At 70.6% G+C, this 23476-nt stretch carries 24 protein-coding genes and 1 pseudogene; 14 read left to right on the top strand and 11 right to left on the bottom strand.

All coding sequences use genetic code 11. The features are described from left to right. Positions 1-325 precede the first annotated feature (325 nt). From ABZV38_RS05045 to ABZV38_RS05030, 4 genes are all read left to right on the top strand, one after another. On the top strand, positions 326-1849 hold the full coding sequence (locus tag ABZV38_RS05045; RefSeq protein ID WP_356324662.1) for an FAD-dependent oxidoreductase: 1524 nt from the start codon (positions 326-328) through the stop codon (positions 1847-1849). Between the two features lie 84 nt (positions 1850-1933). Then, on the top strand, positions 1934-2872 hold the full coding sequence (locus ABZV38_RS05040) for a PAC2 family protein (protein ID WP_356324624.1): 939 nt from the start codon (positions 1934-1936) through the stop codon (positions 2870-2872). Positions 2873-2962: 90 nt separating this feature from the next. Then, entirely contained in the window at positions 2963-3565 is a 603-nt protein-coding gene (gene coaE, locus ABZV38_RS05035; protein WP_356324622.1) for a dephospho-CoA kinase, read from the top strand. 68 nt (positions 3566-3633) lie between these two features. After that, a complete protein-coding gene (locus ABZV38_RS05030) occupies positions 3634-4002 on the top strand; it encodes a tetratricopeptide repeat protein (protein WP_356324620.1) in 369 nt (122 codons plus the stop codon). A gap of 48 nt (positions 4003-4050) precedes the next feature. Here the strand turns inward: ABZV38_RS05030 and ABZV38_RS05025 are convergent, their stop codons facing one another. Then, positions 4051-4329: a DUF6343 family protein gene (locus ABZV38_RS05025; RefSeq protein WP_356324618.1), complete on the bottom strand. Its 279-nt coding sequence runs from the start codon at positions 4327-4329 to the stop codon at positions 4051-4053. Between the two features lie 79 nt (positions 4330-4408). Here ABZV38_RS05025 and ABZV38_RS05020 point away from each other — a divergent pair. Next, a pseudogene (locus ABZV38_RS05020) lies at positions 4409-5240 on the top strand (ADP-ribosylglycohydrolase family protein). 242 nt (positions 5241-5482) lie between these two features. Next, complete coding sequence (locus ABZV38_RS05015) at positions 5483-5923, top strand: DoxX family protein (protein WP_356324616.1); 441 nt, start codon at positions 5483-5485, stop codon at positions 5921-5923. Between the two features lie 31 nt (positions 5924-5954). Here ABZV38_RS05015 and ABZV38_RS05010 read toward each other — a convergent pair whose 3' ends face one another. Further along, a complete protein-coding gene (locus tag ABZV38_RS05010) occupies positions 5955-6302 on the bottom strand; it encodes a hypothetical protein (protein ID WP_356324660.1) in 348 nt (115 codons plus the stop codon). 192 nt (positions 6303-6494) lie between these two features. On the opposite strand from ABZV38_RS05010, the gene ABZV38_RS05005 reads away from it, so the two are divergent. The 3 genes from ABZV38_RS05005 (at position 6495) to ABZV38_RS04995 (ending at position 11794) form a co-directional block, all read left to right on the top strand. Next, entirely contained in the window at positions 6495-7421 is a 927-nt protein-coding gene (locus ABZV38_RS05005) for a slipin family protein (protein ID WP_356324613.1), read from the top strand. Between the two features lie 108 nt (positions 7422-7529). Beyond that, a complete protein-coding gene (locus ABZV38_RS05000; RefSeq protein ID WP_356324611.1) occupies positions 7530-10499 on the top strand; it encodes a DEAD/DEAH box helicase in 2970 nt (989 codons plus the stop codon). Then, the gene (locus tag ABZV38_RS04995; RefSeq protein ID WP_356324609.1) at positions 10496-11794 is read left to right on the top strand and encodes an SWIM zinc finger family protein; all 1299 of its coding nucleotides are present in this window, start codon (positions 10496-10498) and stop codon (positions 11792-11794) included. The genes ABZV38_RS05000 and ABZV38_RS04995 overlap by 4 nt, the downstream gene beginning before the upstream one ends. Positions 11795-11843: 49 nt before the next feature. Here ABZV38_RS04995 and ABZV38_RS04990 read toward each other — a convergent pair whose 3' ends face one another. From ABZV38_RS04990 to ABZV38_RS04975, 4 genes are all read right to left on the bottom strand, one after another. Continuing rightward, a complete protein-coding gene (locus ABZV38_RS04990) occupies positions 11844-11993 on the bottom strand; it encodes a hypothetical protein (protein ID WP_356324607.1) in 150 nt (49 codons plus the stop codon). Positions 11994-12098: 105 nt separating this feature from the next. After that, complete coding sequence (locus ABZV38_RS04985; protein ID WP_356324657.1) at positions 12099-12569, bottom strand: DUF3574 domain-containing protein; 471 nt, start codon at positions 12567-12569, stop codon at positions 12099-12101. A gap of 305 nt (positions 12570-12874) precedes the next feature. After that, on the bottom strand, positions 12875-13528 hold the full coding sequence (locus ABZV38_RS04980) for a C39 family peptidase (protein WP_356324606.1): 654 nt from the start codon (positions 13526-13528) through the stop codon (positions 12875-12877). Further along, positions 13525-14736, bottom strand: coding sequence for a pyridoxal phosphate-dependent aminotransferase (locus ABZV38_RS04975; protein WP_356324604.1), 1212 nt, complete (start codon positions 14734-14736; stop codon positions 13525-13527). Before ABZV38_RS04975 ends, ABZV38_RS04980 begins: the two co-directional genes overlap by 4 nt. Positions 14737-14822: 86 nt before the next feature. On the opposite strand from ABZV38_RS04975, the gene ABZV38_RS04970 reads away from it, so the two are divergent. From ABZV38_RS04970 to ABZV38_RS04960, 3 genes are all read left to right on the top strand, one after another. Next, on the top strand, positions 14823-15491 hold the full coding sequence (locus ABZV38_RS04970) for a helix-turn-helix domain-containing protein (RefSeq protein WP_356324602.1): 669 nt from the start codon (positions 14823-14825) through the stop codon (positions 15489-15491). Positions 15492-15601: 110 nt separating this feature from the next. Beyond that, positions 15602-16120, top strand: a complete 519-nt coding sequence (locus tag ABZV38_RS04965; protein WP_356324600.1) for a cupin domain-containing protein — start codon at positions 15602-15604, stop codon at positions 16118-16120. 126 nt (positions 16121-16246) lie between these two features. Further along, positions 16247-16894, top strand: coding sequence for a uridine kinase (locus ABZV38_RS04960; RefSeq protein WP_356324598.1), 648 nt, complete (start codon positions 16247-16249; stop codon positions 16892-16894). Positions 16895-16917: 23 nt separating this feature from the next. Here the strand turns inward: ABZV38_RS04960 and ABZV38_RS04955 are convergent, their stop codons facing one another. Both ABZV38_RS04955 and ABZV38_RS04950 read right to left on the bottom strand, forming a co-directional pair. Then, a complete protein-coding gene (locus ABZV38_RS04955; protein WP_356324596.1) occupies positions 16918-17820 on the bottom strand; it encodes a PfkB family carbohydrate kinase in 903 nt (300 codons plus the stop codon). After that, positions 17817-18797: a pseudouridine-5'-phosphate glycosidase gene (locus tag ABZV38_RS04950; protein WP_356324594.1), complete on the bottom strand. Its 981-nt coding sequence runs from the start codon at positions 18795-18797 to the stop codon at positions 17817-17819. The genes ABZV38_RS04955 and ABZV38_RS04950 overlap by 4 nt, the downstream gene beginning before the upstream one ends. A gap of 151 nt (positions 18798-18948) precedes the next feature. On the opposite strand from ABZV38_RS04950, the gene ABZV38_RS04945 reads away from it, so the two are divergent. Beyond that, the gene (locus tag ABZV38_RS04945) at positions 18949-19311 is read left to right on the top strand and encodes a cupin domain-containing protein (protein WP_356324592.1); all 363 of its coding nucleotides are present in this window, start codon (positions 18949-18951) and stop codon (positions 19309-19311) included. A 95-nt stretch (positions 19312-19406) separates the two neighbouring features. Here the strand turns inward: ABZV38_RS04945 and ABZV38_RS04940 are convergent, their stop codons facing one another. The 3 genes from ABZV38_RS04940 to ABZV38_RS04930 all read right to left on the bottom strand — a co-directional run bounded on the left by ABZV38_RS04940 (position 19407) and on the right by ABZV38_RS04930 (position 22352). Next, complete coding sequence (locus tag ABZV38_RS04940; protein ID WP_356324590.1) at positions 19407-20699, bottom strand: MFS transporter; 1293 nt, start codon at positions 20697-20699, stop codon at positions 19407-19409. Positions 20700-20768: 69 nt separating this feature from the next. Beyond that, positions 20769-21335, bottom strand: coding sequence for a methylated-DNA--[protein]-cysteine S-methyltransferase (locus tag ABZV38_RS04935; RefSeq protein WP_356324589.1), 567 nt, complete (start codon positions 21333-21335; stop codon positions 20769-20771). Positions 21336-21392: 57 nt separating this feature from the next. Next, positions 21393-22352, bottom strand: a complete 960-nt coding sequence (locus tag ABZV38_RS04930; protein WP_356324587.1) for a glycerophosphodiester phosphodiesterase family protein — start codon at positions 22350-22352, stop codon at positions 21393-21395. Positions 22353-22567: 215 nt separating this feature from the next. Here ABZV38_RS04930 and ABZV38_RS04925 point away from each other — a divergent pair, with 215 nt between their 5' ends. Then, positions 22568-23461, top strand: a complete 894-nt coding sequence (locus ABZV38_RS04925) for an MHYT domain-containing protein (protein ID WP_356324585.1) — start codon at positions 22568-22570, stop codon at positions 23459-23461. The last annotated feature ends 15 nt before the right edge of the window (positions 23462-23476 follow it).

Below are 23476 nucleotides of genomic sequence, written 5' to 3'. Positions count from 1 at the left end.
CGTCGAAGAAGCGCGAACCGTTCGGGTACATGAATGTGGGGTTCATCTCTGAACGCGCCACCCAGTGACGGTAGGGAGGGGGTGTGTCCCTGTCAAGGTCTGGACCATTGTTCGCCGGTCGTCGCCGCGCGGTGAACAGAGAGAAACGTGCGGGATACATGAGTAACTGACGGGCCGTAACACGCGCTTGTCAGGATCCCGGCAACGTCAAGATCTGAACGGGAGCCGGGACATGACGCACACTTCGAACAACTCGCCCGTGGTCACGGGCGCGAGCCGCCGCAGCTTTCTGCGCCAGGCCGGGATCACCGGTGGGGCGGGCGCGATGTTCGCGACCATGGGGGCCCTCGGTCTCGCCCCCACCGCCCAGGCCGCACAACGCGAACCCGCCTTCCACGCCCCCAGCAAGGGCGACTTCGCACTGAAGGGGAAGGGGGCGGCCAAGGTCGTCGTCGTCGGCGGCGGCATCGCCGGACTCGCCGCCGCGTACGAGCTGGGCAAGGCCGGCTACGACTGTACGGTCCTGGAGGCCCGGAGCCGTACCGGCGGGCGCAACTTCACCGTGCGCGGCGGCGATTCCGCCACCGACACCTACGGCAACAAGCAGACCGCCCGCTTCACCGACGGGCAGTACATGAACGCGGGACCCGCCCGGATTCCGCAGTGGATGGTCACCCTCGACTACTGCCGCGAGCTCGGCGTTCCCATCGAGGTGTTCACCAACGTGAACGCCAACGCCTATATCTTCAACGAGAAGGCGGGCATGAAGGCCCCGGTGCGCTACCGCACCGCCAAGGCCGATGTGTACGGCTATGTGGCCGAACTCCTCGCCAAGGCCACCGACAAGGGCGCCCTCGACCGGCAGATCACCGCCGAGGACCAGGAGCGACTCCTCGAATTCCTCAAGGACTTCGGCGACATCGGCGACACCTTCGACTACACCGGCAGCGCCCGGCGCGGCTACCGCATCGACCCGGCGGCCGCCGGAACCCCCGGCGAGGAACTCGGCTCCGTACCGTCCGCCTCCGAGGTCTTCGCGACCGGCGTCGGACGCTACTTCTCCTTCGAATTCGAGTACGACCAGGCCATGCTGATGTTCCAGCCGGTCGGTGGCATGGACCGGATACCCGCCGCGCTGACCCGGGCGATAGGCGAGCGCAGGATCCGTACCGGCGCCGCCGTCAGCGACATCACCGACACGGCCCACGGTGTCACCGTCACCTACACCCAGGCCGGACGCACCCGCACCATCGAGGCGGACTACTGCATCGCCGCCCTGCCGCCCAACATCCTCGCCAAGACCTCCCACAACCTAGGCCCCGCCGTACAGGCCGCACTGGAGGCCTGCAAGCCGTCCTCGGCCGGCAAGATCGGCCTGGAGTACCGGAGCCGCTGGTGGGAGACCGACCACCGGATCTACGGCGGCATCACCGAGACGGACATGGACCTGGCGCACATCTGGTACCCGTCGTACGGACACAACGGCGCCCGCGGCACCGTCATCGGCTACTACAACTACGGTGCGCAGGCCGACGCGTATGCGGCACTCACCCCGAGCGAGCGGGAGGCGCGCGCCGTCGCCCAGGGTGTGAAGATCCACGGCGAGAAGTACCGATCGGAACTCGCCGCGTCGTTCTCCCACCACTGGCGCCAGACCCCGCACCTGGAGGCGGCCTGGCACTCCCTGTCCGGCGGCCCCGACGCCCCCGCCTTCGCACCGCTCAACCAGGCCGCGGGCCGCGTCTACTTCGCCGGTGACTACCTCAGCCACACCGACGCCTGGCAGCACGGAGCCTTCACCTCCGCGCGGAAGGCGGTCACGGCACTGCACGCGCGCGTCCTGGCGTAAAACACCCTGTGAACGGGCACAGGCAGGGAATGCCCGTGCCCGTTCCGACGTTCTTCCCTAGGAACACGAGGAGGAGCGGTAACCGTGCCTGATCCGCAGAGTTTGTACGAATGGGAGCCGAAGGGCCTGGCCGTCGTCGACATGGCGCTCGCCCAGGAGTCGGCCGGCCTGGTCATGCTCTACCACTTCGAGGGGTACATCGACGCGGGTGAGACGGGCGAGCAGATCGTGGACGGCCTGCTCGAAACGCTGCCGCACCAGGTCGTGGCCCGCTTCGACCACGACAGGCTCGTCGACTACCGTGCACGGCGCCCGCTGCTGACGTTCAAGCGCGACCGCTGGTCGGGGTACGAGACCCCGACGCTGGACGTCCGGGTGGTCCAGGACGCCACCGGAGCGCCCTTCCTGCTGCTGTCCGGGCCCGAACCGGACGTGGAGTGGGAGAGGTTCGCCGCAGCCGTCGAGCAGATCGTCGAGCGGCTCGGTGTCCGCCTCGCCGTCAACTTCCACGGCATCCCGATGGGCGTCCCGCACACTCGCCCGGTCGGCATCACCCCGCACGGCAACCGCACGGATCTGATGCCCGGCCACAGCAGCCCGTTCGACGAGACGCAGGTCCCGGGCTCCGCCGAGGCCCTGGTGGAGTACCGGCTGATGCAGGCCGGGCATGACGTCCTCGGTGTCGCCGCCCATGTGCCGCACTACGTCGCCCGCTCCGCCTACCCGGACGCCGCGCTCACCGCGTTGGAGGCGATCACGGCCGCGACCGGACTGGTCCTGCCGAACATCGCCCACTCGCTGCGCACGGAGGCGCACCGCACACAGACCGAGATCGACCGCCAGATCGACCAGGGCGACGAGGAGCTCGTCTCGCTCATCGAAGGGCTTGAGCACCAGTACGACGCGATCGCGGGCTCCGAGACGCGCGGCAATCTGGTCGCGGAATCGGTCGAACTGCCGTCCGCCGACGAGATCGGCTTCGAATTCGAGCGGTTCCTCGCCGAGCGGGAGGGCGACGCCTGACGGACCGGCGGTGCGATGCCGTGACCGGCTGGCGGGTTCGCCGTGACCGGGCCATGACCGGCCGGTGGGCCGCACACTAGGCTGCCGACCATGCTGAAAGTGGGCCTGACCGGCGGTATCGGCGCCGGCAAGAGCGAAGTGTCGCGGCTGCTGGTCTCGTACGGGGCGGTGCTGATCGACGCCGACAGGATCGCGCGCGAGGTCGTCGAACCCGGGACGCCGGGACTCGCGGCCGTCGTCGAGGCGTTCGGGGCCGGCGTCCTCACCGCCGACGGCACCCTGGACCGGCCGAAGCTCGGCTCGATCGTCTTCTCCGACGCCGACCGGCTCGCCACTCTCAACGCCATCGTCCACCCGCTGGTCGGTGCCCGCTCCGCCGAACTGGAGCGGGCCGCGGGCCCCGACTCCGTCGTCGTCCACGACGTTCCCCTCCTCACCGAGAACGGCCTCGCCCCCCTCTACGACCTGGTCGTCGTCGTGGACGCCAGCCCGGAGACCCAGCTCGACCGGCTCGTGCGGCTGCGCGGAATGACGGAGTCCGAGGCCCGCGCCCGGATGGCCGCGCAGGCCAACCGCGAGCAGCGACGCGCCGTCGCCGATCTGATCGTCGACAACGACGGGCCGTTCGAGGCGCTGGAGCCGCAGGTCCGCAAGGTCTGGGCCGAGCTGACCCGGCGGGCGGCCGCCGGCTGACCACCGGACCGGAATACCGGTCCCCGCCCGGACGTTGGAAACCCGGGAGCGAAGGGAAGGATGCGAGCGTGCCCGAGAGGACCCCGGAAACCCACGTCATCGACTTCCGCGCGGCCGAACGCCTGCTGGCCGCGCGCGATCCACGGGGTGCGGTCAAGCTCCTGGATTCGGTGATCGCGGCCCATCCGGAGAACACGGCCGCCCGGCTCCTGCGGGCCCGCGCCTTCTTCGCCGCCGCCCAACTGCGGCCCGCCGAACTCGAATTCGAGCTCGTCCTGGAACGCGAGCCGGACAACGCGTTCGCACACTTCGCGCTGGCCCGCACTTTCCAGCGCTCCGGCCGCTCGGAACAGGCCGTGCGCCACTTCCGGTTGGCCGCCGCCCTCGACCCGAACCCGGAGTACCTGCGGGCGGCCCGCTTCGACACGGGCGCCTGACGGGCCCCGGCCCGTCGCGCATAACTGCGCCGGGGCCGAACCGAGGGCTCAGTGTCCGTACCGGCCGCGTCCACCGTGGTCCGGTTCGTACGGGGGGATGTCGCGGCCGGGCTGGTAGTGCGGGCCCTGGTGGATGTGGTGGACGATCACCACAAGATCCACCAGCGTCAGCAGAAGCAGCGCCCCGCAGGCCAGGGCCCAGCCCGGACGATCGACCAGGGAGAAGGCCGTCAGGCCGAAAACGGCCCAGGCCATGCCCCATAGACTCAGGCACAGCCGCAGTCGCAGGGGGCTGCGCGCAGTCATTGGTTCGTTACCGGTACGCATGGCGATCGCCTCTCCTACCAGGATGGACCCACGACTGCGGTTTCGAGGCACGCCGAGACAGATTGTGGGGGACCCGTACGTGAACGGCACAGCATGGCGGAACAGCGCCGCCCGCAGGGCCCGGGTCCGCGGGTCGCTGCTGGGCGGTGCGATCGGGGACGCACTGGGCAACCCGGTGGAGTTCCTCTCGCTTGCCGGTATCCGCAGGGCGTACGGAGAAGACGGCATCCGGGGACTTGTCGCGGACGCGGACGGGACCGTCGGCCGGATAACCGACGACACACAGATGACCCTGTTCACCGCCGAAGGACTGATCAGGGATGCGGTCCGCGCCCTTCGGTCTGATCGGTGAGGGAGCGGCGACCGGCTTCGCGCTGGCGTACCGGTGCGCGCAGATCACCCACGGGCATCCGACCGGTGCGTACGCGGCCGGCGCGTTCGCCGTGATCATCGCCCATCTGATGGAGGGCGACTCGATGGCGGGCGCCGTGCTCCGGTCCATGGAGCTGCTGGCCCGCCACCCGGGACACGAGGAGACGACGGTGGCGCTGCGCGCGGCCGTCGACCTGGCCGCGCAGGGCGCGCCGACCGCCGAGAAGGTGGAATCACTGGGCGCGGGCTGGGTGGCCGAGGAGGCTCTCGCCATCGCCGTGTACTGCGCCCTGGTGCTGCCGGGCGCCGACCAGGTGGCTCGGGCTCTGCTGCTCTCGGTCAACCACTCGGGCGACAGCGACTCCACCGGCTCGGTCTGCGGCAATCTGCTCGGCGCCCACCACGCAGACGTGCAACTCCCGTCGTCCTGGCTGGTGCTGACGGAGGGGCGGGCAGTGATCGCCGAGCTGGCCGACGATCTGTGTCTGGAGTTCGAGCAGGCGGTGGAGTGGCCGCAGGAGCGGTATCCGGTGTGCTGACGAGTCCATCCCCGGCCGCCCCGCCGGGACCCGGTACGGTGCCCAACGGCCGTAGGCGGCGGGACTGGCCGTCGACCGCTATCTGACGGATGACGGGGTGTGGGTGGGGGCTGTGCCCAGGTAGTCGCCGGGGCGACGGGAACCGAGAGGAACCGGCGGTCCGGAATGCGATGAGTTCCGGACTGCCGTGGGGTCTTTCCTTGTGTACGCAACACCACGCGACGCTTCCCGAGGAGATCCAGATGTCCGAGACCACCACGCCGGCGAACACGAGGGGCTCCGCGACCACGGCAGCCGCGACACGCAGCCGCGGTGCGGTCGCGCTCACCGTCGCACGGTTCGCGCTTGCCCTGTTCTTCGCGTTCAGCGCGTTCGCCAAGCTGATCGCCCATGAGTCCGCGATCGAGTCCTTCGACCGGATGGGCTGGAGCCATGGCGCGATGTACCTCATCGGAGCCCTGGAGATGGCAGGCGCCGTCGCGCTGCTGGTGCCCCTGCTGTCCGGGGTGGCGGCGATGGCCTTCGTCGGGCTGCTGGCCGGAGCGTCCATCGTCCAACTCACGCTGCTCGACCCGGTGAACGCGATCATGCCGGCATTGCTCATTGTGCTGGTCGTCCTGATCGCCCGGGACCGGCAGCACAGCACGGCACAGCTGATCACGCTCGTCCGTCGGCGCGCGTAGGGACATCGGCGGGGCCTGCGCCCCGCGCCCGTCAGTGGACCGTGCTGAAGCTGCGCCAGGGGAGAGCGCTCGGCGGGTTGACGTCGGTGAGCGTCGTGGCGACATACGTCGTCCCCGGACCTGTGCAGTCGCGCGTGCGGTACAGGATGATGTCGATCATGGTCCCGTTGACCACTTCTTTGGCGCCCGCAGGAGCGAGCAGGTGGCAGCCCTTCACGGAGGGGCTGTTCACCATGATCACGGCGTCCCGCTCGGTGACGTAGGTGACCGGCCCGACCGCGGTGCGGCCGAGACCGGAACAGCCTGCGACGGTGAAGGTCAGGAGCGCGGTCCCGGCGGCGATGCCGAAACGGCGGCGTCGGTGATCGATCACGGGCATGGGCGGGTCCTCGTCTGTCTCGTCCGGCTCATCTGTACCGCTGGTCACCTTGCCCGCTCCCGGCCGTCCCGGCATCCGGTGCGCGGCCTGCCGGGTGATCGTGGAGCGGGCCCATGTTCGCCCGGTATTCATATAGGGCATAACGTGGTAATAGGGCATCAATCGCATGTATCCGGCTGGCAGGGGGCCGTCATGGTCCAAGAACTGATGGTCGCCGTAGTGGCGGCGGCGTCCGTGGGCGTGGTCTACGTGGCGGCGGCTGCGAAGATCGTCAAGCAGTACGAACGGGGTGTCGTGCTGAGGCTCGGCAGGCTCCGCAACGATGTGCGCGGACCCGGATTCACCATGGTGATTCCCGGTATCGAGCGGCTGCGCAAGGTCAATATGCAGATCGTGACGATGCCGGTGCCTGCGCAGGACGGCATCACGCGGGACAACGTGACGGTGCGGGTGGACGCGGTCATCTACTTCAAGGTGGTCGACGCGGCCAGCGCGGTCGTGGAGGTGGAGGACTACCGGTTCGCGGTGTCGCAGATGGCACAGACGTCCTTGCGTTCGATCATCGGTAAGAGCGACCTGGACGATCTGCTGTCCAACCGGGAGAAGCTGAACCAGGGGCTGGAGCTCATGATCGACAGCCCGGCCGTGGGGTGGGGCGTCCAGATCGACCGGGTGGAGATCAAGGACGTATCGCTGCCTGAGACGATGAAACGCTCCATGGCGCGTCAGGCCGAGGCCGACCGGGAGCGGCGTGCGCGTGTCATCAACGCGGACGCGGAGCTGCAGGCATCGAAGAAGCTGGCCGAAGCGGCGAAGGAGATGTCCTCCCAGCCGGCCGCGCTCCAGCTGCGACTGCTGCAGACCGTGGTCGCGGTCGCCGCGGAGAAGAACTCCACGCTGGTGCTGCCGTTCCCGGTGGAGCTGCTCCGCTTCCTGGAGCGGGCGCAGCAGTCCGCACCGATGCAACAGCAAGAGCAGCCTCAGCCTCAGCCCCAGACCCAGCAACAACAGGCGCAGCATCCACAGCAGCCGCCGCCTGTGACGCCTGCGTCCGCCCCCGCGCCCACCCCCTCCGGGCCCGCGCGGGTCACTCGCCCCAAGCCGCTGGCCAGGCACTGACCTGCACGAATGTCGGTGCGAGACCGGTTGTCAGACCCCCCGCCTAGACTCGCAGGGACAGAGAGATCGAGAGGATCGGACGATCAAGGGCGGGACGGGAGGGGAGCGATGACCTCGGCACCCCACGTACAGCAACAGACGCAGGACGCGGCAACTGCCCGCCTCCTGCGTTGTGCTGCCGTCTTCCTGCCCGCACCGCTGCCGAGAGAGGGGCGCGTCGCCTTCTGGGACCCGGACGGCGGACCGCTCCCGGCGATCGGCGGCGCTCACGAGCAGGCTGCAGCCGAGACCGCCGAGATCACGGTGGTACGACGCCACGGAGAACAGGGCGATGTCCGTCGCCGCACGGTGCCCGCCGTGCTGCTGTCCGTCGCCGATGCCGTGCCCCTGCTGGCCCGCGCCCGGCATCAGCAGTCCGCTCATCCGGCCGCGCGCTGCTGGGGCGCGGCCGCACTCCATGCGCTCAGCCTGGTGGCCCGCGGCCGGCTGGTACCCGGCCTGACGGCCGACGACCACGACGCCTGGCGGGCCGGACCCCGCGACGCCGAGGACATCGCCCATCTGCGGGCGGTCGCCGCCGCCATGCCGCCCGAGGCATACGGCGTCCCGCTCCCGGACCGCACACCGCTCCGGCTCCCCGACCCCGAGTCGCTGCTCGGCACCTTCCTCGACGCCGTCGCGGACACCCTGCCCCGGACGCCCGCGGCGGCGTACGCGATGGGGGCTCCCTTCGCGGCCCGTGAGGCCCAGCATCTGCCCCGGGCCCGCGACTGGGCCGTCGAGGTCGCGGCCGGTCTGGACGCGGGGGTACGGGTGTCGCTCCGCCTCGACCTGTCGGCGTACGAGCTCTTCGACACAGCCGACACCTACGGCAGTCCCGACGCCGAGGAGTCAGCCGACGACACCGCTGCCGGTACCGGCAGGTCCGAGGCCTCCGGTAACTCCGCGGACGTCCACCGGGGCGCCGCCCGGCACGCCGCCGCGGCGATCACACAGGTGCACAGCCTGGCCGACCCGACGTACGTCATCGACGCCGCCGCACTGTGGAACGGCGGCGGAGGAGAGCCGTTCGGCCCGCGGGCCAGGATCGACGCCGTGCTCGCGCTGCGCCGTGCCGCCCGTGTCTGGGCGCCCTTGGGCCGACTGCTGGACCAGCCGGTCCCCGATGTGCTCGCGCTGACCGAGGACGAGCTGTACGAGCTGCTGAGCGACGCCGGGGCGCGGCTGGCGCAGGCCGGGGTGAGCGTCCACTGGCCGCGCGAACTCGTCCGTTCCCTGACTGCCGCCGCTGTGGTCCGGCCCGCACCCGGTTCGGCCACCGACGGCACCTCGTTCTTCGACGCCGAGCAGCTCTTCGCGTTCAACTGGCAGTTGTCCCTGGGCGACGAACAGCTCACCGAGCGGGAGATGGACATCCTCGCGGAGGCCCACCGGCCGGTGGTGCGCCTGCGGGACCAGTGGGTCGTCGTCGACCCCGCGCTCGTGCGCAAGGCGCGCAAGCGGGAGCTCGGGCTGCTCGATCCGGTGGACGCCCTCGCCGTCGCACTGACCGGCAGCGCGGAGGTGGACGGTGAGCAGGTCGAGGCGGTGCCGGCCGGTGCCCTCGCCGAGCTCCGCTCCCGCATCCTCGCCGACGACACGTCCATCGCACCGCCGCCCGGGCTCGACGCCACGCTCCGCGACTACCAACTGCGCGGCCTGGCCTGGCTGGACCGCATGACATCGCTGGGCCTCGGCGGCTGCCTCGCCGACGACATGGGACTCGGCAAGACCATCACCGTCATCGCCCTCCATCTGCACCGCGCGCACCCCGCACCCACCCTGGTGATCTGCCCCGCCTCCCTCCTCGGCAACTGGCACCGCGAGATCAACCGCTTCGCCCCCGGTGTCCCCGTGCGCCGCTTCCACGGCGCCGGCCGCACGCTCGACGACCCCGACAACGGCTTCGTCCTCACCACGTACGGCACGATGCGCTCCAGCGCGGCCCAACTCGCCGCCCACAGCTGGGGACTTGTCGTCGCCGACGAGGCGCAGCACGTGAAGAACCCGCACTCCTCCACGGCGAAGGCGCTGCGCACCATCCCGGCGCCGGCCAGGATCGCCCTCACCGGCACCCCCGTGGAGAACAACCTCTCCGAGCTCTGGGCCCTGCTCGACTGGACCACCCCCGGGCTGCTCGGCCCGCTCAAGGCGTTCCGTGCCCGGCACGCCCGGATCGTCGAGAACACCGGCACCGCGGCAGGACTCGGTAACGACGACGCGGTCGAGCGCCTTTCCCGGCTGGTCAGGCCGTTCCTCCTGCGCCGCAAGAAGTCCGACCCGGGCATCGCCCCGGAGCTGCCGCCCAAGACGGAGACCGACCACCCTGTCTTCCTCACCCGCGAACAGGCCACGCTCTACGAGGCGGCGGTGCGCGAGACCATGGCGTTCATCGAAGCCTCGGAGGGCATCGCCCGCCGCGGTCTGATCATGAAGCTGCTGGCCTCGCTCAAACAGATCTGCAACCACCCGGCGCAGTATCTGAAGGAGGAGCCGACCCGCCTCATCGGCCGCTCCGGCAAACTCGCCCTGCTCGACGAGCTGCTCGACACGATCCTCGCCGAGGACGGCTCCGTGCTGATCTTCACGCAGTACGTGACGATGGCCCGGATCCTCTCCGCCCATCTCGCCTCGCGCGCCGTCCCCTCCCAACTCCTGCACGGCGGTACGCCGGTGGCCGAACGGGAACGGATGGTGGACCGCTTCCAGTCCGGCGAGGTGCCCGTCTTCCTGCTCTCCCTCAAGGCGGCCGGCACCGGGCTGAACCTCACCCGCGCCGCCCACGTCATCCACTACGACCGCTGGTGGAACCCGGCCGTCGAGGAACAGGCCACGGACCGCGCGTACCGCATCGGGCAGACACAGCCCGTCCAGGTGCACCGGCTGATCGCGGAAGGCACCGTCGAGGACCGGATCGGCGAGATGCTGGCGGCCAAGCAGGCCCTGGCCGACGCGGTCCTCGGTACCGGCGAGACCGCGCTGACCGAACTCAGCGACCGCGACCTCGCCGATCTCGTCTCGCTCCGGAGGCCGTCATGAGCCCCCACTCCCAGCCTTCGTCCCCGTCGTACGTCAGGGCCCGCCCCGGCCCCGACGATCTGCGTCGTACCTTCGAGGCGGTTCCGCCCCGCACGTCCCACGGCGACGAACCGTTCGCGGACAGTTGGTGGGGGCGGTCCTGGGCGGCGGCGCTGGAGTCCCTGTCGATGGACGAGGGCCGGCTCGCCCGCGGCCGTACCTACGCCGACAGCGGGCATGTCGCCGCGATCACCGTCACCCCCGGCCGTGTCGTCGCCTACGTCCAGGGCAGCCGCCCCCGTCCCTACCGGGCCGAGCTACGGCTGCGCGCCCTTACCGACACCGGCTGGGACACCTTCCTCGACGCCGTTGCCGCCCGGCCCGACCATCTCTCCGCGCTGCTCGCCAAGGAGATGCCGCACACCCTCGTCGACACGGCGGCCGAGGCGGGCACCGGACTGCTGCCCGCCGCGAACGACCTCGACCCGAGCTGCTCCTGCCCCGACCACGGCTGGCCCTGCAAACACGTCGCCGCCCTCTGCTACCAGATGGCCCGACTGCTGGACACCGACCCGTTCGTCCTTCTGCTGCTGCGCGGCCGCGGTGAGCGCGAACTCGTCGAGGAACTGGGCCGGCGCAGCGCCGCGCACGGCGCCCGGGAACGCCCCACGGCCCCCGCCACCTCCTCCGTACCGGCGCACGAAGCCCTGGCCGACCGCTTCCTCCCGCCGCTGCCCGCCCCGCTCCCGGTGCCGGCGCAGCCCGGCCAGCCACCCTCGTACCCGCAGCTGCCCGGCGCCCGCGACCCGCTCTCCCTCGACCATCTCGCCACGGACGCGGCCGCCCGCGCGTACACGCTCCTCACCACCGGCCAGGACCCCCTCTCCGGGCTCACCCCCTGGCAGGATGCCGTCCGGCTGGCCGCGGCCCGCCCCACCGCCGGACTCACCGCCACCACCCGTGCCCTCTACCGCGAGCTGGCCTTCGCCACCGGCCGCACCACCACCGACCTGGCCCGCGCCGTCGCCGCCTGGCGTCAGGGCGGCGCCGAAGGCCTGGAGGTCCTGGAAACACCCTGGGACCCCCCGGCCGGCCCCTTCGACCGGGCCCGACCCGCCCTTGCGGCCGCCGACTTCCCCCGCTTCCAGCCCTGGCGCAACCACCTCACCCACCCCATCGGCACACTCCAGCTCCGCTTCGGCCACGACGGCCGCTGGTACGGCTACGAATCGGACCGGGACAAGGACGACTGGTGGCCCCGCGCCATGCCGGACGTGGACCCGGTGACCACACTCATGGCGCTGCTCGGCCGCTGACCACCGACTCCCCCTGGCCCCACCCCGTTTCGGTCCCCGACTCCGGCTGTCAGCTCTGCAGATGGACGAAGAGCGCGATCAGAATCTCGGCGACGATCGGCAGAACGATCAACCGCCCCCTGACCGTCCGCCCGTGCGGCAGTGAAGTGGCGTATTGGCGTACCCATGTGATTGCTCCCTGCTGCACGTATCCGCGCATCCGGAATCCTGGCCGCGGCACAGTATCGGATCTGACAGGGAGCATCTGGGACGGCAGCGGGGCAGGACAGCTGAGCGGGCGTGCAGCCGCGGACGGCGGGTGTCGTCAGAAGTCGGCGGTCGTGCGCTCTTCCAGCCGGGCCACCGAGTCCTGGGCGTACGCGGTCTCGTACGCGGTGCGGATCCGCTCGATCTGCGGGTCGCGCAGGCGTGCCTCGGTCGCCGGGTAGAGCAGGATCAGTTCGTAACTGCGCTCCCGTTCGATCACCCCGTGGGAGTCCCGCCACTGGCCTCGGCCGTCCTGGATGGTCAGGCCCCCCGGAAAGCGCGAGGTGACCTCCTCGTCGACGAAGGCCAGGAACTGCTGGTCGGTCACATCGGGTCCGCCGTCCGGGCGTTCCGTGCCGAAGAACAGCCTGGTTTCGATGTAGGCCTTGCCGCGGGCGGCGACGGTCGATGGATCGGGCTGCGAGGCGGCGGGCGAGCCGTCACCCAGTGTGGCGTACGCGACGGGTGTGCCCACGGCGAGTACGCCGAGGGCGGCGGCCGCCGCGGTCAGTGCGGTGTTCTGCTTCAGGCCGCGCCGGCTGACACCGGCGCCGGTGCTGTCATTGCTGTGGTGGCCGGTCGAGTGGCGGAGGAGCGGCAACGGAGGGGCCTTTCGGAGGGGGCGGGCGCGGACTGCGCATGGCTCACTCTGGCAAGCGGCCCCTGTCGGCGAGCGCGGCAGAACATGGGCGCCGGGTGGAAACCACCCCTACCGGTGAAGACCGGGGCGCAGGAGCCGGAGTACGACCGCAAAAACCCTTCGTACCGGGCGGATTGCCGGTGCTGGCTTCCTGGAGAAGCAGCTGACGGACATGATCAGGGCCCGGGGGCCGGCTACGCCCCCGGGGCCGCTCCCGTTTCCGGGCCCTGTTGCGCTCTGTCGGTGAGCGATACCCCGCGCCCGGCGAAAAATTGCTCGAAGTCCGTCAGGGGCAGGTCCGCGGCCCGCGTCGTGGCCGTCGTGCCGGACGGGTTGTGGAAGTGGACGCCGTCGCCGTCCGGCGTACGGGACGTCACCAGCACCAGATGACCGCCCCGGCCCGGAGCCGGCCGCTCCGGATGCCGGATCCCGTAGTGCACCGACGCCATCACCGTCCGGCCCTCGTCCAGTAGGGCCGTGATCTCGTCCGTGGACAGGTGGCGGTGGACGGTGGCATCGAGGCCGTGCACCTCCCGCACGTACTGCGCGAAGGGCGCATAGACCAGACCCCGGATCGCACCCGCGGAATCCTCCGTGTACGCGCCGTACTTGAGCGCCCCGTCACGCAGGGAGAACAGCGGCGGGGCGCCGGCGCCGAGCGCCATGCGCAGACAGGTCACACCGCACAGGTGACCTGCCCAGCGCGCGTACTCAGCGGGTGATTCCGCCCCGGACTCCGCCCACCCCGGGTCGTGGGCCGGATCGAGTCCGCCCTCGACGATCGGGCCGACGAGTCCGGGCGAGGCGAACTGCGTATGGACAGGAAGCCGGCAGGCGGGGCAGGTCACTGACGGTATCCGTTCAGGAAGCGGCCGATGCGGCTGATCGCCGCGTCGAGATCGTCGGCGTGCGGGAGGGTCAGGATCCGGAAGTGGTCGGGACGCGGCCAGTTGAAGCCGGTGCCCTGCACCACCTGGATCTTCTCACGCAGCAGCAGATCGAGGACGAACTTCTCGTCGTCGACGATGTTGTGCACCTTCGGGTCGATGCGCGGGAACGCGTACAGCGCTCCCTTCGGCTTCACGCACGACACCCCGGGAATCTCGTTCAGCTTCTCCCAGGCCCGGTTGCGCTGCTCGTACAACCTGCCGCCCGGTGCCACCAGCTCACGGATGGACTGCCGGCCGCCGAGCGCGGCCTGAATGGCGTACTGGGCGGGCGCGTTCGGGCACAGCCGCATGGAGGCGAGCATCGTCAGCCCCTCCAGATAGTTTTCGGCGTGCTGCTGCGGACCCGACACCACCATCCAGCCGGAGCGGAACCCTGCCACCCGGTACGTCTTCGACAGACCGCTGAAGGTCAGGCAGACGAGGTCGGGGGCGAGAACCGCGACACTGTGGTGCTCGGCGTCGTCGTACAGGATCTGGTCGTAGATCTCGTCGGCGAGGACCAGCAGACCGTGCCTGCGCGCCAGATCGAGGATGCCTTCGAGGATCTCGCGCGGATAGACGGCGCCGGTCGGGTTGTTCGGGTTGATGATCACGACGGCCTTGGTGCGGTCGGTGATCTTGGAGGCCATGTCGGCGAGGTCCGGGTTCCAGTCCGACGCCTCGTCACAGGTGTAGTGCACCGCCTTGCCGCCGGCCAGGGTGACCACCGCGGTCCACAGTGGATAGTCGGGAGACGGGATCAGCACCTCGTCGCCGTCCTCCAGCAGCGCCTGTACGGACATGGAGATCAGCTCGGACACCCCGTTGCCGAGGAAGATGTCGTCCACCCCGACATCGGTCAGGCCCATTGCCTGGTAGCGCTGCGCCACCGCGCGGCGGGCGGAGAGGATGCCGCGCGAATCGCTGTAGCCGTGGGCCTGCGGGAGCATCCGGATCATGTCCTGGACGATCTCCTCCGGCGCCTCGAAACCGAAGAGCGCGGGGTTGCCCGTGTTGAGGCGGAGCACGCTGTGGCCCGCCTCCTCCAGGGCGTTGGCGTGCTCGATGACCGGGCCCCGGATCTCGTAACAGACCTCGTTGAGCTTGCTGGACTGCCGGAATTCCATGCGGAGGCCTCCCCGACCTGATTGCGATACTTGGTTTTACCAAGCTTGGACTTGGAAAGTCCAACAACATGTCTAGACTGCGTCGCATGCCACGTCAGCAGCAGCCGTCCGCACGCTCCGCGCGCCGCCGAAGTTACGACCAGTTCTGCGCGACCGCCCGGGCCCTCGACTCCGTCGGAGACCGGTGGACCCTGCTGATAGTCCGTGAACTGCTGGCCGGACCTCGCCGCTACACCGATCTGCACGCCGACCTTCCCGGCGTCAGCACGGACGTCCTCGCCTCCCGTCTCAAGGACATGGAACAGGGCGGCCTGGCCACTCGCCGGCGGCTGCCGCCACCCGCCGCCGCCTCGGTGTACGAACTGACCGAGCGCGGCCACGGATTGCTGCCGGTCCTCGCCGCGCTCGCCGAGTGGGGTGTGCCTGCGATCGGTGAGCGGCGGCCGACGGATGCGGTGCGAGCGCACTGGTTCGCCCTTCCGCTGTTGCGGGTGCTGGACGGGATGACTCACGAAGGGGTCGTCGAAGTCCACCTCGACGAGGGGGAGTTCCACGTGCGGGTAGGTGGACCGGCCGACGGAACGGGGGTGTACGGGGACGGGCCCGCCGCTCATGCCGACGCACGGATCACGCTCGACGTCGAGATCTGCCTCGCGCTCGGGAGGGGCGAGTGCACGCTCGCCGAGGCCGTGAAGGACGGACGGATCGAGGTCGTGGGCGAGGGGCCGCTGGCCGGAGAGCTTCGGGGTGAATGACCGTTATGTGACTGTCGTGCGTCCTTCGTGTCCGGATGATTCCGCGTATCAACTTCCGGGTAGCGTGGGGGCATTTGGGATGTCCTGGACGCCGAGGCGGAGGAGTTCGCGTGAGAATAGGCAGACAACAGGAACGGCGGGAACGGCAAGAACTGCAGGACCAGCACGGGCAGCAGGTGCGACTCGGCAAGGCACTGGTCGGCGGTGGCTGTGTGGCCGCGCTCGGCTTCGCACCGTCGGCGGCCCTGCCCGCCAGCGGGGTGAGCGGCACGGTTGTCGCGAAGGGCACGTCGACCGGGAAGCTGAAGGTCAAGACGCCGAAGGGCCGTACGGATGTGACCTTCCGGACGATCACCGTGCAGCCGGGCGGCTCAACCGGCTGGCACACCCACAGCGGTCAGGTGATCGCCGTCGTCAAATCGGGGACGCTGACGCGCACATTGGACGACTGCTCGGTCGAGGTGATGGCCGAGGGCACGTCGTTCATCGAGCCGTCCGGCGCCCGCCACCCCCACATAGGACGCAACCTGGGCACCGAGCCGGTCGTGCTCTGGGTGACCTATTTGCTGCCCGAGGGCAGTGCACTGTCCGACGATGCCGATGCGGTGGACTGCGGCGCGAAGAAGTGACAGGGCGAGAGACGCTCGCCCCCGCCTTCGCCGACCGTTGGTCGGCGTGCGTCACCCGACGAGGAAGCACCCCGTTGGTGGGACGGCCGGCGCTGACGCGCGGGCGCCGGGAGCGATGATGGACACGTGCGACTTGAACCGATCACCTGGGAACGGCTGGCCGAAGCGTTTGCCGCGCACGCCGACGGACTGAGGCCGGCCGGCGGCGGGCCCTGGCTCAGGGTGGCCGTCGACGGCGCTCCGGCCGCCCGTACCGGAGAGCTGGCGGAGCGTGTCGCCGAGGCGCTGCGGATCCGCGGCCGTGCGGTGTTCGTCGTGTCCACCGAGGGGTTCCTGCGCCCGGCGAGTCTGCGGTACGAGTACGGCAAGGAGGACCCCGACTCGTACTTCGACAGCTGGTTCGACACGGGTGCGCTCTGGCGCGAGGTCTTCGGGCCGCTGGAGGCGGGCGGCAGCGGACGCGTGTTGCCCGATCTCTGGGACCCCGCGACGGACCGGGCCACCCGCAGCCCGTACCAACAGCTCCCCGAGGGCGGCGTGCTGGTGGTGCACGGTCCGTTGCTGCTCGGGCACTGGTTCCCGTTCGACGTGAGCGTGCATCTGCGGCTCTCGCCGGGTGCGCTGCGGCGGCGTACCGAGGAGAGCGAGCGGTGGACCCTGCCCGCCTTCGCGCGGTACGAGGACGAGGTGGCGCCCGCCGGGCGCGCGGATGCGGTCGTCCGGGCAGACGATCCGCTCCACCCGGCCTGGACCGGTCTGCCCCAGGAGAGTTAGGGCTGTCCTGCCCGGAAAGGGCTTCACCGCTCCGTACCGGGGCGGCCGCCTACTGTCGTGACCGCCTCGGCCCCCGACCGGCAGCCCGCCGCCGCGGCGGTGGCATCGTCCGCCCCGGCCAGCCGCGCCGCAAGGAAGCCTCCGGTGAAGGCGTCGCCCGCCCCCGTCGAGTCCACCGGTCCGCGCACCGGGATGGCCGGAACGCGCCCGGTGATCGTCCCTCGGGTGGCCAGCAAGGCTCCCGCCTCGCCCAGGGTGACGACGACCTGTGGAACCAGGAGGCTCAACTTTGTTGCGGCATCGGCTGGTTCGGGGAGACCGGTGAGCAGCCGGGCCTCGTCCGCGTTCGGCAGCAGCAGCTCCGTCCCCTCCACGGCCGTCAGGAACGGGTCGACGCCGAGCTCGGCGAGGAAACCCGCGGAGGCGGGGTCCACGCTCGCCGGGATGGACCGCCGCCGGGCCTCCCGCAGGGCGAGCAGGGCCGTCGCGCGACTCGTGGCGGCGAAGAGGAGGTAGCCGGAGACATGAAGATGTGCGATGCCGTCGAGCATCGAAGGCGACCAGTTGTCGGGGGACAGCCGCAGTGCGGCGCCGCTGTCGGTGAGGAAGGTGCGCTCGGCAGCGGAGTCGACGAGCGCGACGACGGTGGCGGTCGGCGCCTCGTCGTCCACGGCCAGCAGCGGACGTACCCCCGCCCGGCGCAGCACATCCTCGTGCCAGGCCGCGGAATCGGCGCCCACCCGCGCCAGCAGCCGCACGTCCCGGCAGCCCGAACGTACCGCCCAGCAGGCGACATTGGCGCCGGCCCCGCCCGGCAGCGTGCTGATCCGGGCCACCGTGTCCGTGCCGTGCACGAGAGGCGTCCCGTGCCGGGCCACCACATCCGTGACCACGTCCCCGACGACGAGAAGACCGTCGTCGGTCATCGGGCGGCAGCCGTCCGGGGCCCCGCTGTTCCCTGTTCCGCGGCGGCCCGGGCAACCGCGATCCGCGCGGCAAGCGATACGTTTCCGCGCACGGCGGCCAGGTTGGCCTCCAGCGAAGCCCCTCCGGTGTGCTGCATCAGATGGTCCAGCAGGAACGGTGTGACCGCCTGCCCCACGATGCCGTGCTCCCGGCATGCGTCCAGCGCCTGGGCCAGCACCCGGTCGTGCAGGGCGGGATCCAGCTGATCCTTCTGCGGTACGGGGTTGGCGACGATCAGCGCCGCGGCGGGACCGCCCAGGGTCTCCCTGGCCCGCATCACCTCCACGACTTCCTCGGGCGTACGCACCGTCCAGTCCACGGGCTCGCCCGAACTGCTCAGATAGAAGCCGGGGAAGTGCTCCGTGCCGTAGCCGAGCACCCCGACCCCAAGAGTCTCCAGGCGCTGCAGCGTGGCCGGGACGTCCAGGATCGACTTCACGCCGGCGCACACCACCGTGATGTCGGTGCGGGCGAGCAGCCGGAGATCCGCGGACTCGTCCTGCGTGGCGGTCCAGTCCCGGTGTACGCCTCCGAGGCCGCCGGTCGCGAAGACGCGCAGGCCCGCGCGGGCCGCGAGGAACGCGGTCGCGGACACAGTTGTCGCCCCGCTCGCACCGGTCGCCAGCGCCGGTGCGAGGTCTCGGTGCCCGAGTTTCCGCATTGCCGGATCCTCGGCTACCCGTTCCAACTGGGACTTGTCCAGGCCGATATGGGCCCGTCCGTCCAGTACGGCGATGGTCGCGGGGACGGCGCCCGCGGATTGCGCGAGCTCCTCCAGCTCTATTGCGACCCGCAGATTCCGGGGGCGCGGCAGGCCGTGCGCGATGATCGTCGACTCCAGGGCCACGACAGGGCGGTGCGCGGTGAGGGCTTCCTGCACCTCGGCGGAGAGGACCGGTACGTACGGGTGGGCGCTGTCCGGCGCATTCAGTGACATGTCCACATCCCTGTCGCAACCGGGCTTCCCTCAAACGTGTCCCGGGAGCCGAACGGCCGCCGGACCGTGCGGCACGAGCCGGACGCGTCGGGCTCCCTCTGGCCGGGCCTGATCGCCGGACGTCCTGCGACGGTCGCTAGGGTGACCGGCCATGACCATATTTGATCAAGCTCCCGCTTCCTTTGCCGTGCACATACCCGACGCCGCGCTCGAACCGGAGCCGCTCGACCCCGCGCAGATCGTCTCGGGCGAGCCCGTGGTGACCGGCAAGGTGCTGTGGGAGTCCGCCGACGGCAAGCAGGTGCGGGGCATCTGGCAGATCACGCCGGGCGTGGTCACCGACACCGAGGCCAACGAACTGTTCGTGGTCGTCAGCGGGCGCGCGACCGTCGCGGTCGAGGACGGCGCGACGCTGCAGATCGGCCCCGGTGACGCCTGCGTCCTGCGCGAGGGCGACCGTACGACCTGGACCGTGCACGAGACGCTGCGCAAGGCGTACCACATCAGCCTCTGAAGACCCGGGGTTTCCCCTGGCCTGGCCTGGCCTGGCCTGCCCTGCCGTGCGGGCCTGCCTCTTCCCGTGATGCCCGGCGTGCGGATCCCGCCCGGTCAGGCGGCGGCGGGTCGGGTCAGCGCGCGGCGCAGCGCCAGTGCCGCCATCGGCAGCAGCAGGCACGCGCCGACTGCGTTCAGCCAGCCGTAGCTCGCCTGGGAGACGATCACCCCGGCGACCGCACCGCCGATGCCCGCCGCCGTGTTCATGGTGAGGTCCGACAGGCCCTGCACGGCGGCGCGGGTGGGCTGCGGCACGGAGTCGGTGAGGAGCGCCGAACCGGAGACCAGCCCTGCCGACCAGCCGAGACCCAGCACGAACAGACCGGCGGCCGTCTGGTTGTGGCTGGGGCCTGCGGTGCCGGCCAGCAGAGCGGCGCAGGAGAGCAGCCCGGCCGCCAGGCCGATCACGGCGAGCCGTCCGAACCTGTCGGAGAGCCAGCCCATCACCGGAGAGAACGCGTACATGCCCGCGATATGACCGCTGATGACCAGGCCGATCAGCTGGAGGTCCGCGCCGTGGTGGCCCAGATGGACCGGGGTCATCACCATGATCGAGACCATCGCGGTGTGCGACACGGCCACCGTCAGCAGCGCCAGCCGTGCCATCGGCGAAGCCCGCACCGCCGCCAGGCCCGCACGCAGCGAACGGCCGCCCGCGGACTGGCCGTCCTGCGGCGCCAGCGCACGCGCGGTGAGCAGTGGATCGGGCCGCAGCAGCAACCCGACCACCACCGCGGCGAGCAGGAAGATGGCCGCCGCCATGAGGAACGGTCCGGCTGTCTCGGATATGGATGTGCCACGGAAGACATGGCCCGCAGGAGCCGCGATGTTGGGCCCGAGGACCGAACCGATCGTGGTGGCCCAGATGACGGTGGAGATCGCCCGTCCTCGGCGGTCCGGCTCGGCCAGATCGGCGGCGGCGAACCGGGCCTGCAGATTGGCCGACGACCCGGCACCGAATCCGGCCATGCCGAGCAGCAGCAACGGGAAACTGCCCACGACAGTGGCCAGGACCACCAGACCCGCGCCGAGCGCACCGATCAGATAGGCCAGTACGAGGCCGGGGCGCCGGCCCCGCGAGGTCATCAGTGCGGCCAGCGGCAGCGACAGCAGCGCCGTACCGGTCACCGACGCCGTCGGTGCGAGACCGGACAGCGTCTCCGAGCCGCTCACCTCCGTCGCCAGCACAGGGGCCAGGGCGATACCGATGGGCACGCCGAGTCCGCCGAGTATCTGGCTGGCGATGAGCACCGCCGATGTTCTGCGCCGCAGGGCGGGGAGCTCCGCCGCGGTGACGGGGCAGCCGGGCCCGGCGGGCGTGTCAGGTGCGTCGAGGGCGTTGGTCACTGACAGAGTGTGCCAGCTCGCACGCGGGTGCGAAAACGGGTCCGGGGAGGCCGGTCGTGGTGAGCGGCCTCAGAACAACGGCTGCGGCAGGACCCCCTCCAGCGCCAACAGCTGCCGCTTGGTCTCCAGCCCGCCGCCGAACCCGCCGAGCCCGCCGTCGCTCTCCACCACCCGGTGGCACGGAACCACCACCGGCAGCGGGTTGGACCCCATGGCCGCCCCGACCGCCTGGGCCGCCCCCGGCTGCCCCACCCGCCCGGCGAGATCCCCGTACCCGACGACCGTTCCGTACGGCACACCCGCCGCGAGCTCGCGGAGCACCTGACGGTTGAAGCCGGACGTCAGCGACCAGTCCAGCGGGAGGGAGAACTCCCGCAAGGAACCCGCGAAGTACTCCGCGAGCTGGCGTATCGGCTCGGCGAGACGGGCGGAGCCGGGTGTTTCCACCGGATCCGCACCGAGCCGGGCCCGCAGCTGCTCGACCGTCTTGTCCCGCACCGCGGGGCCGGCGTGGAAAACGACGCTCACCAGCCCCGCACCGGTCGCGGCGAGCAGCAGCGGCCCGATGTCGCTCCCGACGACGGCCCATTCGACAGTCCCGCCGGTGCTACCGCCGGCATCCCCGTTGCTGTTCATGGAAACCACCGTACGGCCGGCCACTGACAGCGGGGGAGGAGATGCCCCGGCCGGGCGTCAGCCGGTGGCCTTGCGTACCACGTCAGGGGTGTTGGTGATGATTCCGTCGACGCGGAACCTGTCCGCCCTCACCGCGGTCGCCGCATCGTTGACCGTCCATGTGTTGACCCGGAGCTTCTTGCCGTGCGCGCCCTTCAGCGCGTGCACGGCCGCCACATAACGGGCGCTGATCGACGCGTACGACGGATTGATCTGGTCGGTGAACACCGCGTACGACTTCAGATCGGCAATCGCGGGGGTGCCGAGGAAACCGGTGGTGACGTCCGGCCGCTGCTGATGCACCTTCTTGATACTGCCCGCGCTGAAGCTCTGGATCACCAGCCTGTTCCTGACGTGATCCTGGTCCAGCCACCCCTTCCGGCGCAGCACCCGCAGCGTCTCCCTCTCGATGCCCGGGTAGAGCTGGGGGCTCTTGATCTCCAGCAGCAGGTTCTGGCGGTTGTGCTCGATCCGGTCCAGGTACTGCTTGAGCGTGGGGATCCGGGTCCCGGCGTACCGGGCGCCGAACCAGCTGCCCGCGTCCAGCCGGGCGATCTCCGCCGCCGTGAAGTCCTTGACCGCCCAGGGTGCGCGCTTCGGGAAGACCTTCTCCACGTCGGTGGTCCGCTTCAGGTCGGGGTCGTGGATGACGACCAGCACCCCGTCCTTGGTGAGCTGGACGTCGTTCTCCACCCAGTCGAAGCCGAGACGGTCGGCCCGGTCGACAGCGGCCAGGGTGTTCTCCGGCGCGTACGCCGACGCGCCCCGGTGGGCGAAGACGACCGGGACGCCGGGTGCCGGCATGGCCCGCGTGCTCACGACGGTCCGGATGACTTTCCCTGTGCCCGTGTCCATGCGCGTACCCGCACCCGTGTCCGTGCCGGAGTCCGTGGCCTGCGAGTGGGGGATCAGCAGCAGCGCGCCGGCGCCCAGCAGGACGGCGGCGGCAAGGGAGGCGGTAGCGGTGCGTGCGTACACGTGTACTCCTTGCGTCAGAGTTACGTCCCGGCCGAGGGTGACAGCCGCCTCCGAACGACGGACTGGCGAAGGATGGCCACCACATGAACGGAAGAGCCGAGACCGGGTCTCTGGCCGATTGACCTGCCGATAAAATGCAGTTCTTCTGTTTGTTTGCCGGGCATGGCGCCTTAGGGTCACCCCGAACCCGGGCTTCACTCGAAGGGCGTACGAGCATGCAGGGCACAATCGACGGCTTCAGCTATGGGATGGTGACGCCCGCTGCGGCCTTCCTCATGGCGTGCCTCGGCGCGGCCCTGGGGTTGCGCTGCACGACGCGGTCGCTGCGGACCGAGCGCTCCTTCAAGGCCGGCTGGCTGGCTCTCGGGGCGACGTCCATAGGCTCCGGCATCTGGACGATGCACTTCATCGCGATGACGGGGTTCAGCGTCGAAGAGGTGCCGATCAGCTACGACATCCCGATCACCTTCGCCAGCCTGGCCGTCGCGATCGTCATGGTCGGCATCGGCATGTTCATCGTCGGGTACCAGGGTGCGACCCGCATGGCCATGATCACCGGCGGCACCATCACCGGCCTCGGCGTGGCCACCATGCACTACCTCGGCATGGCCGGAATGCGGCTCCGGGGGCAGTTCGAGTACGACACGCTCACCGTCTCGCTCTCCGTCGTCATTGCCGTCGTCGCCGCGACGGTCGCACTCTGGGCGGCCGTCTCCATCCGCGGCTTCCTGCCCAGCCTCGGTGCCAGCGTGGTGATGGGCGTGGCGGTGAGCGGGATGCACTACACGGGCATGGCCGCGCTCAGCGTCCATCTGCACCCCGCCGTCACCGGCCACGCGGCCGACAGCGCGCCGACCGTCCCGCCCCTGATCCCGCTGCTGATCGGTCCCGGCTGCTTGCTCGTGCTCGCCGCGGTGGTCGTGATGTTCGACCCCTTGATGGTGATGGGTGACCCGGACTGGGACGATCCGGCGGGACGCGGAAGCCACGGCATCGGCCGGGCCCCCGGCATCCCCGTCCAGCGGCAGGTCCCGCGGTTCGGGACCTACGCCGACCCGGCGTCCTTCCAGTCGCAGCGTCAGGACGCCCCGCCGTCGCGGGACCGGTGACCGGACCCCGGTTGT

This window comes from Streptomyces sp. NPDC005181 (assembly GCF_040608395.1).
GTDB lineage: Bacteria > Actinomycetota > Actinomycetes > Streptomycetales > Streptomycetaceae > Streptomyces.
Note: the sequence above shows the minus strand (reverse complement) of the source record. Positions and strands in the feature narration are given on the sequence as shown.